Origin of the sequence: Candidatus Magnetobacterium casense, from assembly GCF_000714715.1 — a bacterium.
GTDB classification, from domain to species: domain Bacteria; phylum Nitrospirota; class Thermodesulfovibrionia; order Thermodesulfovibrionales; family Magnetobacteriaceae; genus Magnetobacterium; species Magnetobacterium casense.
This window is the reverse complement of record NZ_JMFO01000018.1, coordinates 51,015-65,957: the sequence shown is the minus strand read 5'-3', so window position 1 is coordinate 65,957 and position 14,943 is coordinate 51,015. Positions and strand designations below refer to the sequence as shown.

At 50.1% G+C, this 14,943-nt stretch carries 15 protein-coding genes and 1 pseudogene; 10 read left to right on the top strand and 6 right to left on the bottom strand.

Going from position 1 to position 14,943, the window contains the following annotated elements:
- Positions 1–214 (top strand): annotated as a pseudogene (locus tag Mcas_RS18830) (IS5/IS1182 family transposase); the annotation flags it as partial.
- A 111-nt stretch (positions 215–325) separates the two neighbouring features.
- Here the strand turns inward: Mcas_RS18830 and Mcas_RS10480 are convergent.
- Positions 326–766, bottom strand: coding sequence for a hypothetical protein (locus Mcas_RS10480; RefSeq protein WP_040335484.1), 441 nt, complete (start codon positions 764–766; stop codon positions 326–328).
- A gap of 260 nt (positions 767–1,026) precedes the next feature.
- Between Mcas_RS10480 and Mcas_RS10475 the strand changes: the two genes are divergently transcribed.
- The 3 genes from Mcas_RS10475 (at position 1,027) to Mcas_RS10465 (ending at position 3,859) form a co-directional block, all read left to right on the top strand.
- The gene (locus tag Mcas_RS10475) at positions 1,027–1,449 is read left to right on the top strand and encodes a hypothetical protein (protein ID WP_052567161.1); all 423 of its coding nucleotides are present in this window, start codon (positions 1,027–1,029) and stop codon (positions 1,447–1,449) included.
- A 210-nt stretch (positions 1,450–1,659) separates the two neighbouring features.
- On the top strand, positions 1,660–2,772 hold the full coding sequence (locus tag Mcas_RS10470) for a hypothetical protein (protein ID WP_156033311.1): 1,113 nt from the start codon (positions 1,660–1,662) through the stop codon (positions 2,770–2,772).
- Positions 2,773–2,788: 16 nt separating this feature from the next.
- Positions 2,789–3,859 carry a hypothetical protein gene (locus Mcas_RS10465; protein WP_040335482.1) on the top strand — a complete coding sequence of 357 codons (1,071 nt, stop codon included), beginning with the start codon at positions 2,789–2,791 and terminating at the stop codon, positions 3,857–3,859.
- A gap of 118 nt (positions 3,860–3,977) precedes the next feature.
- Here the strand turns inward: Mcas_RS10465 and Mcas_RS18505 are convergent, their stop codons facing one another.
- From Mcas_RS18505 to Mcas_RS10440, 5 genes are all read right to left on the bottom strand, one after another.
- Positions 3,978–4,493 (bottom strand): hypothetical protein, encoded by a 516-nt coding sequence (locus tag Mcas_RS18505; RefSeq protein ID WP_162176306.1) that lies wholly within the window; start codon positions 4,491–4,493, stop codon positions 3,978–3,980.
- 77 nt (positions 4,494–4,570) lie between these two features.
- Positions 4,571–5,416, bottom strand: a complete 846-nt coding sequence (folP, locus tag Mcas_RS10455) for a dihydropteroate synthase (protein ID WP_052567159.1) — start codon at positions 5,414–5,416, stop codon at positions 4,571–4,573.
- A gap of 22 nt (positions 5,417–5,438) precedes the next feature.
- A complete protein-coding gene (gene ftsH / locus Mcas_RS10450; RefSeq protein WP_040335480.1) occupies positions 5,439–7,256 on the bottom strand; it encodes an ATP-dependent zinc metalloprotease FtsH in 1,818 nt (605 codons plus the stop codon).
- Positions 7,257–7,487: 231 nt separating this feature from the next.
- Entirely contained in the window at positions 7,488–9,026 is a 1,539-nt protein-coding gene (locus Mcas_RS10445; RefSeq protein ID WP_156033309.1) for a glycosyltransferase family protein, read from the bottom strand.
- A gap of 30 nt (positions 9,027–9,056) precedes the next feature.
- On the bottom strand, positions 9,057–9,302 hold the full coding sequence (locus Mcas_RS10440) for a hypothetical protein (RefSeq protein ID WP_040335478.1): 246 nt from the start codon (positions 9,300–9,302) through the stop codon (positions 9,057–9,059).
- A gap of 258 nt (positions 9,303–9,560) precedes the next feature.
- On the opposite strand from Mcas_RS10440, the gene rplU reads away from it, so the two are divergent.
- The 6 genes from rplU to argF all read left to right on the top strand — a co-directional run bounded on the left by rplU (position 9,561) and on the right by argF (position 14,879).
- Positions 9,561–9,899, top strand: coding sequence for a 50S ribosomal protein L21 (gene rplU / locus Mcas_RS10435; protein ID WP_040335477.1), 339 nt, complete (start codon positions 9,561–9,563; stop codon positions 9,897–9,899).
- On the top strand, positions 9,889–10,149 hold the full coding sequence (gene rpmA / locus Mcas_RS10430) for a 50S ribosomal protein L27 (protein ID WP_040335476.1): 261 nt from the start codon (positions 9,889–9,891) through the stop codon (positions 10,147–10,149). Before rplU ends, rpmA begins: the two co-directional genes overlap by 11 nt.
- Before the next feature lie 150 nt (positions 10,150–10,299).
- Positions 10,300–11,370, top strand: coding sequence for a GTPase ObgE (gene obgE, locus Mcas_RS10425; protein ID WP_081853777.1), 1,071 nt, complete (start codon positions 10,300–10,302; stop codon positions 11,368–11,370).
- Positions 11,371–11,820: 450 nt separating this feature from the next.
- On the top strand, positions 11,821–12,783 hold the full coding sequence (locus tag Mcas_RS10420; protein WP_040335475.1) for a GSU2086 family protein: 963 nt from the start codon (positions 11,821–11,823) through the stop codon (positions 12,781–12,783).
- A 3-nt stretch (positions 12,784–12,786) separates the two neighbouring features.
- A complete protein-coding gene (locus Mcas_RS10415) occupies positions 12,787–13,986 on the top strand; it encodes an acetylornithine transaminase (RefSeq protein WP_040335474.1) in 1,200 nt (399 codons plus the stop codon).
- A complete protein-coding gene (gene argF, locus Mcas_RS10410) occupies positions 13,983–14,879 on the top strand; it encodes an ornithine carbamoyltransferase (RefSeq protein ID WP_040335473.1) in 897 nt (298 codons plus the stop codon). Before Mcas_RS10415 ends, argF begins: the two co-directional genes overlap by 4 nt.
- Positions 14,880–14,943 lie beyond the last annotated feature (64 nt).

The window sequence follows — 14,943 nt, the reverse complement described above, 5'->3', positions numbered from 1 at the left end:
CAAAAATCCTCGCCGTGGCAGCGTTTTACCAATGTCCACTGCAGAGGCTATAAGATATAATGAACGTACTACAATCGAAAGAGTCAATGGTAGATTGAAGACCGAATTTGGTGGAAATAATGTTTTGGTAAGGGGAAGCATGAAAGTAAAGATGCACTTGATGATCGGAATTGTTGTCTTATTTGCCGATCAAATGTTAAAACTGATAACCTAAACGATAAAAGATACCTAAAAAAAGGTTGTTTTAGCATTATGAGGGAGAAATGCGTCTAAAATCAGAACAAATTGGCAATTATGTCCGATAAAATAGAAGATTTGGAGATTTTTATGTGAGTGAATAAAATTTAGACCTCATTAAAGATGAGAGAGTAGATATTTGTAGGGATTTTTGATTTCTTTTTGCAAGAGGCTCATCAGGTCTAAAGATTCCAGCGGTTACCACGCTATAGTAATTACCATCAGGTGTAGGCCTTAACTCTACTACGGAAGCGTGAGGCATACTGTTTGTTTTTACCAACAACAACCGCTTGCCATTTTCTCGTACTTGTGTAAAGTTTTTCGTGAGTTCTTCAACAAATGCTCTTACATGTACATATCCGGCTTTTCTTATTTGGTTGCCATGCGTTTGCTCTATGTGTATTTCGCCATATTTTTCATTGCCCCTTTGCAGTCTTATCGGTGCAGCCAGGCACTTAATCTGTCTTGCCAATTCCTCATCAATGCATCCAAAGTCAAAGGAACCGTCGCCGGCCTCAACGAAATTCATCTCAATCCTCTACCATGCTGGTGTATAAATTTTGCATAGGTGTTTTTTCTTAGCCCTCACAAATGTCTTGGAATATAGCTATGACAAACGATACAAAACACTGAAGGGCTATATGAATAATATAACAAACATAGGAGATGAAGCAAGGGATACATTCATAACAGAAATTACCGCATATTTCACTTGCTTGCAATACAAAACAGCGATATGTTAGCATTTAAGCATAAATGTCATCACACATAAATTTAGGAGGTACGAAGATGAACCGAAATCACTGTAAGGTTTGGGGTTACACAAAGGTGTTTTGTATCGCTGTCTCTATCGTCCTGTTTGCTTCCGAGGCCTATGCGGGGATGCCGTCAATCAGCATTATATTGTCCGATGTGGTATCACTGCGACTGAAGGCGTTATCCTTCTTCGGGCTTGTCTTTGCGGTTACAACGTTTGCACTGTGGAGGCTGTGGAACTTCCTGCGTGAGGACTTCCCGGTATTGCCACCGCTGTCGTTTAAGAGCGCCGTTGCGATGGTCTTTCTGTGGGGGTTGGCTTTTCACCTGGTACTGGTGATGATCGCAGGGGCAAGGGAGCTGATGACGCCTGGGGCTTGGGTCAAGGACGACAAGTCCTACGTCCTGCAACAACAAACAGACAAACATGAACTGCCAAAACGGACGTACAAATAGGACATGCCGATGGATTTATCTAAAAAGCTCAAGTTGCTAAGTATTATGGGGGGCGCAATCTTTCTCAATTGGCTATTATATCGTATAGGGTTATTCCCGTTTATTGCGTTTCCATTTCAAGCACTCTATTTCATCGCAACAGGGTGGATATATTATACCCTTAGCATTGATGAAAACATAAATCTCAACGTGCCGGAGATAGCATTAACAATGGTGCTTCTCTTGGTTTTGTTGATAGCGGTGCTGCATATTGTCCTGAAGTGGACAGAGTTCAGGCGTTTTCGCAACAAGACGCCAATGCCGTTGACATGGACGGTTGTGTTTGCCGTCCTGATGCTTGTTATCGGGATATCATCAACGGCGCTGATTAATCAGGTAGTATGGATTACCAAAACCCCGGAAGTGGTAAAGAGAGATGAAGGAAAGGGTGCAAAGCTAAGGGCAGTTGAATTAGCGGCAAAGGGCGCCGTCTCTGACCTGCAAGGCTATCTGGATTCATACATGGAAGGCAAGCCATATATAATCGTGACGGAGGACACCGGTAAGCAAGGCTGCATAGAGGCCGGCAACGCAACGGTAACGGATAAGACCTGTCAGGCGCTATACAACCAAACCGTCTCTGCTACTTACACGCCATTCCCAGATGGCATGAGTGAAATAATCAGCGACTTCATAAACCACCACATCTACAAGGGCGACAAAAGCCCGTATACAGGATTGTCGTTGTTCGTGGCAACACACACCACGGAGGGGGAGGTCGTCTTAACACCTGTAAGCAGCCGGGCTATTAACATCAAGGCCTACGCCAGTGACCTTGCATCCCCAATCTTTGACGCAACTGTAAGGGCACAGGGGACTACCGTAGGGGGACAGGGGATTAAAGAACAGGAGATCGACTCAAGAGCGAGGGAGGCTGTCTCCGAACTGCAAAACTACTTGCAGTCATACATAACAGGCACCCCATACAGAATAAGAACAGACAATACCGATAATCTTACCTGCATAGAAGCCGCTAACGCATCTGCAACCGGTAAGACCTGCCTGTTGACATACCACAAAGTCGCCTCTGCCACCTACGCGCCCTTTCCAAATGGCATGGACGATGTAATCAGCACATTTATCAACTACTGCAACAACTACTGTAACAAGAAAGTGGGTAAGAGCCTATTTACCGGATTACCACTGTTTGTGACAACGCACACCACGCAAGGGGAGATCGTCTTAACGCCTTTGAGCGGTCGTGCCGTCATCAGCGTCACGGCCTACGCCGAGGACGTTACCGAGCCGATCTTTAGCACATTTGTAACGGCATTATCGAAATAACCCGGGAGGAACGAATATGAAATGGTTGGACAGAAAGGATTATTTGTTTGTTATCTTTATTTTACTGTTTATTCTCAACGCTCTTTCAGGTATATTGCTAAGCTCTTTTATAGCCTACGACAATACAGCACCGTTACCCTTGGGCGAGCTTATGTTTGTGTTTATCCTTGCGTTTACTTTTGTGGCTACCACGTTTGTATTCTGGAAGTTGAGAAAAAACTTGCGCAAGATACGGGACGCTATTATAACGACAATCGTTCTTGGGGCTATTTTCTGTTGGCTATTATATGCTATTGGGTTATTACCATTTCCTGCGTTTGTATTTCAAACACCCTATTTCATTGCAACGGGGTGGATATACTATGTCCTTCACATCGCTAAAAATATAAGGTTTAACGCAACGGAGATCGTGTTAGGTATCGTGATCCTGGCATTGTTAATAGTGGGGCTGCATGTATTTGTGAGGTGGTTCTATGCGGAATTAAAGCTCCTTCGCAGCGAGACACCAGCAACATGGCAGTTGAGATGGACGCTTGTCTCCGTGGCGATCTTTATCCTCATGTTTGTCACCGGCATATCAACAACGGTATCGATTCATCAGTTGATATGGATCGCCAAGACACAAAAACAATTAGAGATGGTTGGAGGAGAGAAGTCAAAAGTTAGAGCCTTAGAATCAGGGGCAAAGGGCGCTGTCTCTGGCCTGCAAGGCTATCTGGATTCATATGCAGCAGGCGACCCTTATATAATCGTGACGGACAGTTCCGGTAAGGCAGGCTGCATAGAGGCCGGCAATGCAGCGACTACCGGTAAGACCTGCCAGGCGGTATACAATGAAGTCAGTTCTGCTGTCTACACGCCATTCCCCGGTGGCATGGACGAGGTACTTGGCGACTTCATAAACCACCACACCAATAAGGGCGACAAAAGCCCACATACAGGATTGTCGTTGTTCGTGGCAAATCACACCACACAGGGAGAGGTCGTCTTAACCCCGATCAACAGCCGGGCTGTTAGCATCACGGCCTACGCTGAGGATGTTGCAAGCCCGATCTTTAGCCAGGTTGTAACGGCGAGGATTGATTAGCTTGCAATACGGAGCTGATTATCTCGGTGTTGAGATTCGGATAGGAGCGACAAGACGCTTAATCTGCCTTGCCACTTCCTCATCAATACGTCCAAGGTCAAAGGAGCCATCACCGGTCTCAACGAAGGTCATCGAATCCTCTACCGTGCCTGCCCTTGACAGACTCATCGGATTGTTCTACAATAGAGGTAGAAGAACTGCTTTGGCTTAACCGCGAAGCATCATCCTCCAGAGCCTCAGTGGGGCTGATGTTGCGAAGGGTGGTAGGTTGCTCTGGTTTACCAGAAGAAGGCGGCCGCGGACTTCTTTCCCAGAGCAGTTTCTTTTTGGTAAGGGCTTTAGAGTTTATCAAGTAAGCAGTTACCACGCTATAATAGTTGCCATCTGGAGTCGGAATCAATTGTATCGCAGATACATGAGGCAATCCGTTTTCTTTTACAAGAACTAATCTGTTACCGCTTTCACGTATTTGTGTAAAATCCTTTATTACATCCTCAACAAAGTCTCTGACGCCCTTATAGCCGACTTTTCTAATCTCTTGCCCATGTCTTTGTTCTATGTGTATTTCACCGTAGTTGTCATTACCCCTTTCCATTCGTATAGGAGCTGCCAGGCGCTTAATCTGCCTTGCCACCTCCTCATCAATACGTCCAAAGTCAAAGGAGCCATCACTGGCCTCAACGAAGGTATCTAATCCTGTGTATTTCTTAATTAAAAACCCCGACCATTGGGGGGACATACTTGGGCTTTTATGGCCTCAACTGCCCGTACAACCTGCACCATCTCCCGGACATCATGCACCCTGACGATTGAAGCGCCGTTGTACACACTAATGGCAACTGCGGCAGCGCTGCCCATAAGCCTGTCCCCGGGGGTGGCTACGTTGGTGATATGTCCCACGAAGGCCTTGCGTGACGGCCCTATCAGAATCGGATGTCCGAGGTCCTTGAAGCGACCAAGGTTGTTGATGAGGCTCAGGTTGTGCTCCAGGGTCTTGCCAAAGCCCAGGCCGGGGTCTATGATGATCCTTGATGCCGCTATACCGGCCTGTTGGGCTGCGTCGCTCCTTTGCCTGAGGTAAGCGTAGACCTCCTCCACGACGTCTCCATAGACGGGGTTGAGTTGCATGTCTTTGGGGGTGCCCTTGATGTGCATCAGGACGATCCCTGCACCGCTTTTGGCAACCACTGCGGCCATCTCCGGGTCGAACTGCATGGCGCTGATGTCGTTGATGATACCGGCACCGGCACTTAGTGCCGCCTCGGCTACCACCGCCCTATACGTATCCACCGATACGGGGACGTCTATTTTGCCGCTGAGAGCCTCAACAACAGGGAGCACACGCCTGAGTTCCTCCTCAACGTCAACGGCCTCGGAACCAGGACGGGTCGAAATGCCGCCAACGTCGATGATGTCGGCACCTTCGGCAACCATATCAACCGCACGTTGCACAGCCCTGGTCTTATCAAGGAATTTGCCGCCATCGGAAAAAGAGTCCGGCGTTACGTTTAGTATGCCCATGACGCAGACCCGGTTGAGGTCGAATAGGGGATTCATAGGGGGTAGCTCTTAAGGGAGACTACGTGGTCGTGGCCTGGAGGCCGTTGTGGTTTACTTCCTGGATGATTCTCTCAATTTCCGGGCCATCGATGGTCTCCTTTTCGAGCAGTCGTTTTGCCATGGCCTCCAGGATGTTATAGTTCTCCATCAGGATGGCCTTACTGCTTGCGTAGGCATCAATGACCAGGGACTTAACCTCATCGTCGATCTGTTCTGCAACCTTTTCGCTGTAGTCTTTGTGTTTGGCGATCTCACGACCCAAGAAAATCTGTTCTTCCTTTTTGCCAAATGTCAGCGGGCCAAGGGAATCACTCATGCCCCACTCGGTGACCATTTTACGTGCCAGGTCGGTGGCCCGTTCGAGGTCGTTGCCAGCCCCGGTGGTCATGTGATTGAGGGCGATTTCCTCTGCCGCCCTGCCGCCCATTAGCACCTTTAAGGTCTTAAGGAGGTAGTCCTTGGAGTACGTATATCTGTCGTCAATGGGCAGTTGCTGTGTGACGCCCAACGCCCTGCCACGCGGTATTATAGTGACCTTATGCACGGGGTCGGTACCCGGCGTAAGTTTTGCTACCAGGGCATGACCGGATTCGTGATAGGCCGTGTTTTTCTTCTCTTCGTCGCTGATAATCATGCTCCTGCGCTCTACGCCCATCAACACCTTATCCTTGGCCTTGTCAAAGTCATCCATATCAACGGTTTCCTTTGAAACGCGCGCGGCTAACAGGGCTGCCTCGTTGACGAGATTTGCCAGGTCTGCGCCCGTGAAACCCGGTGTGCCCCGGGCGATAATGGCAAGGTTGACATCCACCGACACGGGGATGGCCTTTGTGTGAACGTTCAGGATGGCCTCACGTCCCTTTACGTCGGGGTGGGAAACCACGACCTGTCTGTCAAACCGGCCTGGTCTTAGCAGGGCAGGGTCGAGGACATCCGGTCTGTTGGTGGCCGCAATAACGATCCGGCCTTCCTTGCCCTCAAAACCGTCCATCTCCACCAGGAGTTGGTTGAGGGTCTGTTCGCGTTCGTCGTGTCCACCTCCGAGACCGGCGCCACGGTGCCTGCCAACGGCGTCTATTTCGTCTATGAATATTATACACGGAGCATTTTTCTTGGCCTGGTCAAAGAGGTCTCTGACCCTCGATGCACCAACGCCCACAAACATCTCCACGAAGTCCGAACCGGAGATCGAGTAAAACGGCACGTCGGCTTCCCCTGCGATTGCCCTGGCAAGCAGCGTCTTGCCCGTACCAGGCGGCCCCACAAGCAAGACCCCCTTGGGTATCCTGCCCCCCAATCGGGTGAACTTCTGCGGGTCCTTCAGGAAGTCGATGATCTCCTGCACTTCCTCCTTGGCCTCTTCCACGCCGGCTACGTCCTTGAACGTCACCTTATTGGTCTTGTCCGACACCAGCCGTGCCTTGGACTTGCCAAACGACATGGCCTTGTTGCCCCCAATCTGCATCTGTCTCATGAAGAATATCCAGATCAGCGCCAGGAATATTATCGGCCCCCACGAAAAGAAAAAGTTTACATACCACGGGTTGGGTGTTGGCGGTCTTACGGTGATCTTTACGCCCTTGGTGCGCAGCTCTTTTATCAGGTCGGGGTACTCGATGGCATAGGTCTTAAAGGTCTTGCCATCATTGAGCTTACCGCTTATTTCGTTTTCCTTTATGGTGATATCCACCACCTTGCCCTGTTCGATACTCTCGATGAAGTCTGAAAATATCATCTCCTCCTGTACCGGTTTCTGTATGCTCAACAGGTTAAACAGGACGATCATAAGCCCACCAATCAGGAGCCATATAAATATGTTTTTGTAAGTGTTGTTCACTACAGTATACTCATTAGAGAGTATAGCATATAATTAAATAATTTTCAAAATATTTTTATCCACTGAAAAATAAATAAAATATCCGGCAGGCTCTTTACAGGCTGAAGTCAGGATTAAAGCCATTTTATCTCTGCTACAACGTTGCATTGTTACTACAAATCAGTAGTGTAACTTATATGAAGAAAGTTTCACATGGAGTCTGCAACGTAGACTATAATGTCGGGACGAATCTCATTCTGCTTTGATCACCCATGCGTCACTACCGCTGTAGCCTGGGTACTGCAGCAGTGTCAGGGTTGGATAGGCGGCGTTGATCAGCCTTGAGACGTCAAACGTCGAGCGTTGGGCAATGAGCAGGTGTAACCTGTGCCTGCGTTGTGCGATTTCGGCGATCTTGGTGATGTCTGAGGGGTTATCGAGGGGGTCAACGTAGAGAACGATCTGCTGCTTGCTGCCGTACAACGCAAAGAGACAGTAAATGCCCCAGTCGGGGATGACGTAGACGTACCTGGCAGCGATGTCGTCCTGCCGCAGGTAATCCAGCACCCTGACCTTGCTCCAGTCATCGTGCCAGTGTGGCGGGGTCTGTAACACCTTGCCGGCAATACCGACGTTGAGCACGGCAACGATCAGCACCAGGGAGACCGCCAACGCCCTCCTGTATCTGTAGATGTACTCAACCGACAAGGCAATCGCCAACAACAAAAAAGGAAACGCCAGGACATAGTGGTGCCCCCTCCATGAGTGGGGTGAGAGATTTACAAGGTACAGGCAGAGCACAAACGCACCTAAGCTGCCTGCCAACAGGGCATTGCGCCTTGTGCCGATGTCGCGGACCGCGTAGAGCTGACCCGTGACAAATATCGCAGCAAACGATACCCATAGTAATACCGTCAACGTGGTGGCCGTGTCTCTAACGTCGTAGATGCTGTTGGCAAACCGGGCGAAATCCACCATGCTTGGAATGAGGTTCTTCTTAAGGTGATACAACTGGCTGCTAAAATCCAGCGGGGAGACGCTGTTGAGCCTGAGCAGGTCGTTATAGTACCGGCAGCCGTACCTCGTCTCTGCCGTCATCAGGATAAGGGTCGGCACTGCCGCAACAACCGCGGCGATGAGGAGCGACTTGAGCATCTTCAACCTCTCAGCCCTGTTGCCGGAGTCAAAGAGAGGCTTGAGCAAAAAAAACGCAACGATAAGCGTTGCTGGTATGAAGTTGACAAAGAAGGGCTTCTGCTCTATGCATACAAACATTATCAGCCCTGCCAGGGCACCCCTTGCGAAACTCGGCGGGCGGGATGACAGGTACAACATGACAAACATCAGCGCCATCTGATAGAGCACCGGTCCCCTGTCCGTAATGCTCTGAAACACAACCGGAAAGCTAAACAAGACGATAAGCCCGCTCAACCACAAGGGCAACTTCGCCAACCGATGAATCACAAAGGTGATCACCAGTAAGGCAAATATTCCCATCACACGCGCCGAAAGATAGTATGGCCAGAGTAGGTACATGGGCAGGTAAAACAGCGACGGCGTAAATCCCACGTACATGAAGGAACGCAGGGGCAGAAACTTGCCAAAAATCTTCAGGTCGTAGTACCCGTAGCATCCTTCACGAAAGACGTTCTCCGTGGCATTGGGGAAGAAGTAGCAGCCAAGCTGATGGTACTGCAGGTACTCATCCATGTTTGGCGGCACCTTCGTGGCAAACACGAAAATCGCCACCGACACAACGCCCACCAACCACCACCGTTTAAACGCTGCCATCGTGATACCGCAGGTCAGATACGGTTAAACCTATCCGTCCACCTTCTTGGCACCCATCAGACGTTGATACTTTTCGACCCCGACGCACTCCTTGGCAGCCGGACACCAGTTCAGACACGTCACCTTCATCTCCCTGGAGATCAACTTGCCACAATTGCCGCAATTGGTCTCCGTTTCGTCAGACCATATCTCGTTATCGCCGCCACAGTAAACACATTTCAGGTGCTCCGGAAAAGGGTTTCGTATCTCCTGACTACCAGGACAACTTTCTTTCATAATAACATACCTCTCTTTTTTTTATTCTGTTGGTTCGCCTGCTGACACCGTTATGTATATTTTAGCAATAATCAACCAAAGATGCCAACATTACTTTTTCCTGATCTTGGATATTGTCCGCGGTAAATATGGATTACGGTTGCCTGTCCGAATGGTCCTTTACTCCAGAAAAATTAAAAAATTCAACAGGTTGACAATGGGTACCGGCTTTATATTAAAATATAACTATTAAGTAAAGATTCAGGAGGTATAGATTAGGTGTTCGCAATTATAGAGACAGGTGGCAAGCAGTACAAGGTATCACCTGAGGACAGGGTCAAGGTTGGAAAGTTGGGTCCGAAGGAAGGGTTTGAGGTCGGGCACCAGGTGGTAATAGATAAGGTGCTGGCTATCTCTGACAACAGCAAGGTGACTGTTGGTGCTCCCTATGTATCCGGTGCCACGGTAAAGGGACAGGTGCTGTCAAATGGACGCACCAGGAAAATAGAAATATTTAAAATGAAACCCCGGAAGGCTCACAGAAAGTACAGGACACATAGGCAGGGCTTCACTATACTTAAGATAGCTGAAATAGTGGGAGGTAGCAATGGCTCATAAGAAAGGCGTTGGCAGTACAAGAAATGGCAGAGACAGCCAGTCCAAGCGGTTGGGTGTCAAGAAGTATGGCGGTCAGGTGGTAAAGGCCGGCAACATCTTGGTCAGGCAGCGCGGGACCAAGTTTCATCCGGGTGAGAACGTTGGCATTGGCTCAGATGACACGTTGTTTTCCATGATCGCCGGTGTGGTTACCTTTGAGAGAAAGGACAGAACCAGGCAGAAGATCAGCGTATATCCGGTAACTGCCTAGCAATCCGACACAAATAACACACACGCGCTGTACGGCACCACAAAGACAACGGTGGCAGTGGTAACACCGGAGGGATTTGTGGGCGGCCATAAAGGGAGGCTATAACAAAAGAGCGGGCGTTTCGACCCCGCTTTTTTTGCTTTGTTGATTATGAAATTTGTTGATTATGTAACCATTTATGCCAAGGCTGGTCATGGAGGCAGGGGGTGTGTCAGTTTCAGACGCGAGAAGTATATCCCCTGGGGCGGACCAAACGGAGGTGACGGCGGTGTCGGAGGAGATATCGTCTTTCGGGCCGACAGTCAGTTAAACACCCTCCTTGATCACAGGTACAGGAAACACTATCAGGCCAAAAACGGCGGCCACGGCATGGGCAAGGATATGCACGGCAAGGATGCCCCCAACCTTGTCATAAGGGTTCCCGTTGGCACTGTCATCAGAGACCAGACCTCCGAGCAGGTCATCGCAGACCTCACCGAGGATGCCATGGAGGCCGTTGTCCTGCGCGGTGGCCGCGGCGGCAAGGGCAATGCCCATTTTAAGACATCGACCTTTCAATCGCCCAAGTTCGCTCAACCTGGCGAGGACGGCCAGGAGGCATACCTTATACTCGAACTGAAGCTACTGGCAGACGTTGGCCTCATCGGGATGCCAAATGCCGGAAAGTCAACACTGCTGGCAAGCATCTCCTCAGCCAGACCCAAGATTGCCGATTATCCATTTACCACCCTGGTGCCAAACCTCGGGGTTGTCAAGATGAAGGACTACACCAGCTTTACGGTGGCTGATATCCCCGGCATCATAGAAAACGCACACCTGGGGGCTGGGTTGGGCTTGCAGTTTCTCAGACATGCCGAGCGTACCTTTATGCTCCTGCACCTGGTTGACGTCAGTGACGACATCGAACTTGACCCCGTCGAGGCCCTTATGCAGACAAACAGGGAACTCTCCATGCACAACACCGACCTGGCAGCCAAGCCACAGACCATCGTTGCAACCAAGCTCGACATCGCACGTCAGGGACACAGACTCGACCTGCTGACGGCATACTGTGAACAATTGGCCATACCGTTGTTTAAGATATCAGCCGCATCAAACGAAGGGATCAGCCAATTGATCGGCTACCTCTCCACCGTCATCGGACAGGGCAGGGCAGAGGCTACAAGGGGGGCGGTTACGGCAGGGGCGGGACCAGCCCCCTTTTATGCCGGGGGAACTTAGCCGGGGGCGGCTCGCCCCTTTTATGCCGGGGGTCGCTGACCCCTTTTATGCCGGGGGGGCGCTGACCCCTTGACCCCTTATTATACATGCCGTTATCCTGTTAATCCTCTTAATCCGTTTAATCATGGTTCAGACAATCCACAACAGGAAAGAGATACTGATATCTTTCTTAAACACTGTCTTAGACCTCAGTGGGGATAGAGAGAGCGGTGGCATAGAGATACTCAATCCTTACAGGTGCTAAAGATAGAGGGCTTGAAGGAAACTGCACTGGATATCAGGGCGGTAGACAAAAAGTAGCAATTTTATGGAGTCAAGCTATAAGGATGGATTCAGAAAATCAAATATTGACAATATTTCTGTATTTATTATATATTATAGTTTGGCTTTGTTTTAGAGCTGAAATTATAAAAATTATAATGGCAAATTAAAAAGAGAGATAATGACCGGATGAGAGATAAATCGTTGTCCGTGGATAAGCCGCTGACAGACGTCAAGAGATACTCTCTGAGTGCGAGAAGTAGCAAGGTAAACCTCCAGCAACAGGGTAAGCCGTTTTTAAGGGGCGGCTCATTCAGGGGATTCCTTGATACGATGCCCGAGGTGCTGGCCGCATCAGAGCTGAAAAAGGCTGCTTGTGCCATCATAGAAGCCAGGAACCGGAATAAACCCGTTGTCCTGGGCATGGGTGCCCATCCAATAAAGGTTGGCCTCTCACCGCTTATCATAAACCTCATGAAAAATGAGACCGTCACGGCGATAGCCACAAATGGCGCCTCCATTGTCCATGACTTTGAAATGGCCTTTATGGGATGTACCTCCGAGGACGTGGCCTCCGAGCTTTGTCATGGTACCTTTGGCATGGCCGAAGAAACTGGCGTTATGCTCAATACGGCCATATCCGACGGCGTAACACAAGGGCTGGGCCTGGGCAGCTCCATTGGCAAATTCATAGCCTCCGACGACAGAATCAAGAATAGGTCAATAAGCATATTCGCCACGGCCTTCGACCTCAACGTGCCACTCGCCGTACATGTTGCCATCGGTACGGACATCCTGCACATGCACCCCGAAGCCAACGGCAGCAACATCGGAGAGGGCAGTATGCGAGACTTCAGAACCCTTACCTCGATCATAGCCACACTCGATGGTGGAGTGTTTATCAACCTCGGCTCTGCCGTTATCATCCCGGAGGTCTTTCTGAAGGCGCTGAATCTGGCAAGAAACATCGGTTACAGGGTGGAGGACTTTACAACTATAAACATGGACTTTATAAGACAATACAGGGCCGAGGTAAATGTGCTCAAAAGACCAACCGCCAATTCCGGTTCGGCCATAAGCCTCGTCGGGCATCACGAAATCATGTTTCCGATGCTATGTGCCATTGTAATAGAAATGAAGGGTGATTATTAAAGTATGGAGATAAAAAAGGCACTGGACGAATCCCAGCAGTACATGATGGAGACGTATAAACGATTTCCCGTGGTATTTACCAAGGGCAGAGGCATGAAGCTCTGGAGCATGGATGGCAAGGAGTATCTGGACTTCCTGGCAGGTGTTGCGGTAAACGTCCTGGGACACTGCCATCCAAAGATAGTCGTAGCTATCCAGAAGCAGGCCCAGAGGCTCATCCACGTATCCAATTTCTACCACAACGAGTACCACATAAGGCTTGCCAAACAACTGGTCAGAAACTCCTTTGGCGACAAGGTGTTCTTTTCCAACTCCGGAGCCGAAGCCAACGAAGCCGCAATAAAGCTCGTCAGACGCTACTGCAATCAACGTAGCGCCGGAGATCGCTATGAGATCATAACCGCACAGAACTCCTTCCACGGTCGCACGATGGCCTGCATATCGGCCACTGGCCAGGACAGGTTCCACCAGGGCTTTGAACCCCTCCTGCCCGGCTTCAGGTACGTGCCATTTAACGACATAGAAGCACTCAAAAATGCAACAACCGATAAAACAGCCGCCGTGATGCTTGAACCCATTCAGGGCGAAGGTGGTGTGCAGGTCCCCTCTGAGGGCTACTTCAAGGAGGTCAGACAGCACTGCGATACACACGGCCTCATCCTCATCATGGACGAAGTGCAAACCGGTATCGGCAGAACGGGTAAGTTGTTTGCCTACGAACACTTTGACATCGAACCCGACATCATGACCCTGGCAAAGGGACTTGGAGGCGGCTTCCCCATAGGGGCAACCATTGCACGTGAGGAGATAGCAAAGGGCTTTGAGGCAGGCAGTCATGCCTCAACCTTTGGAGGCAATCCCCTGGCCTGTGCCACGGCCCTGGCCGTGCTTGATACGGTTACGGAGGATGGCATCATGCTGGCGGAGTGTCAGAGGATGGGAGCAATGCTGAAAAACGCTCTGTTAGAGCTAAAGGAAAAGTTCCCCAACATTATCGTGGACGTTCGTGGTATGGGCCTGTTACTGGGGATGGAGCTAACCAGGGAGTGCAGCCAGGTGGTACAGGCCTGCTTTGAGCGTGGCATACTTATCAACTGCACGGCACAAAACACCCTGAGATTTTGTCCCCCGTTGGTCGTCAAGGAAGATGACATAGAACGCCTCATCTTCACACTAACCGAAATACTGACGAGGCTGTCATGAAGCGCGATTTTTTGAGGATCATTGACCTCTCATCTGAGGAATGTGAGCAACTGATAGACCGTGCAATAGAGCTAAAGAGCGAATGTGTCAATATCGCCCGGCCTCTTATTGGCAAAACGGTGGGGCTGTTGTTTGAAAAGTCATCCACTCGCACGAGGGTCTCCCTCGAGGTGGGGGTATATCAGCTTGGCGGGCTTCCCATATACCTCAACCAGGGGGATACGCAAATGGGCAGGGGTGAGTCCGTAGCCGACGCGGCACGCGTGCTATCGAGGTACCTCAACGCCGTGGCCATCAGGACCTACCAGCACGCAGGTCTGGTGGAGTTTGCCCGGTATGCCACAATACCCGTAATCAACGCCCTTAGCGACAGCCACCACCCTTGCCAGGTGCTTGCCGATCTGATGACCATCAAGGAGAAAAAGGGCACCCTGAAGGGGGTCAGACTCACCTACGTGGGCGACGGCAATAACGTGGCCAATTCCCTCATTGATGCGGCGTGGTTGACGGGCATGTCGTTGACCGTTGCCTGCCCGGCGGGATTTGAGCCTGACAGGGATGTGCTGGAGGCAGCAACAGGGGCTGATATACACATATCTCACGCCCCCTCGGAAGCCGTAAGGGGGACCGATGTCATCTATACCGACGTTTGGGTCAGCATGGGTGATAAGGGAGCTGCCGAAGACAAAAAGAAAAAATTCAGCGGATTTCAGGTAAATGACGCCCTCATGGCACATGCAAGACCCGATACGCTAATCATGCACTGTCTGCCGGCTCATAGGGGGGAGGAGATAACATCTCCGGTGTTGGATGGTACAAACAGCATAGTCTTTGACCAGGCTGAAAACAGACTGCATACGCAAAAGGCCATACTAGAACTGCTTGTTAAATAACAGACAGAAATCTTCTGCTAAACACCCACTGTCCATCCCCCCCGCAGATGGGAAAATAACAGGG

Excerpts from the sequence above, each read along its gene's own strand:
- Mcas_RS10480 (WP_040335484.1), bottom strand. The coding sequence starts at position 766 with ATGAATTTCGTTGAGGCCGGCGACGGTTCCTTTGACTTTGGATGCATT.
- Mcas_RS10475 (WP_052567161.1), top strand. The coding sequence starts at position 1,027 with ATGAACCGAAATCACTGTAAGGTTTGGGGTTACACAAAGGTGTTTTGT.
- Mcas_RS10470 (WP_156033311.1), top strand. The coding sequence starts at position 1,660 with ATGGTGCTTCTCTTGGTTTTGTTGATAGCGGTGCTGCATATTGTCCTG.
- Mcas_RS10465 (WP_040335482.1), top strand. The coding sequence starts at position 2,789 with ATGAAATGGTTGGACAGAAAGGATTATTTGTTTGTTATCTTTATTTTA.
- folP (WP_052567159.1), bottom strand. The coding sequence starts at position 5,416 with ATGAATCCCCTATTCGACCTCAACCGGGTCTGCGTCATGGGCATACTA.
- Mcas_RS10445 (WP_156033309.1), bottom strand. The coding sequence starts at position 9,026 with ATGGCAGCGTTTAAACGGTGGTGGTTGGTGGGCGTTGTGTCGGTGGCG.
- Mcas_RS10440 (WP_040335478.1), bottom strand. The coding sequence starts at position 9,302 with ATGAAAGAAAGTTGTCCTGGTAGTCAGGAGATACGAAACCCTTTTCCG.
- rpmA (WP_040335476.1), top strand. The coding sequence starts at position 9,889 with ATGGCTCATAAGAAAGGCGTTGGCAGTACAAGAAATGGCAGAGACAGC.
- obgE (WP_081853777.1), top strand. The coding sequence starts at position 10,300 with ATGAAATTTGTTGATTATGTAACCATTTATGCCAAGGCTGGTCATGGA.
- Mcas_RS10420 (WP_040335475.1), top strand. The coding sequence starts at position 11,821 with ATGAGAGATAAATCGTTGTCCGTGGATAAGCCGCTGACAGACGTCAAG.
- Mcas_RS10415 (WP_040335474.1), top strand. The coding sequence starts at position 12,787 with ATGGAGATAAAAAAGGCACTGGACGAATCCCAGCAGTACATGATGGAG.
- argF (WP_040335473.1), top strand. The coding sequence starts at position 13,983 with ATGAAGCGCGATTTTTTGAGGATCATTGACCTCTCATCTGAGGAATGT.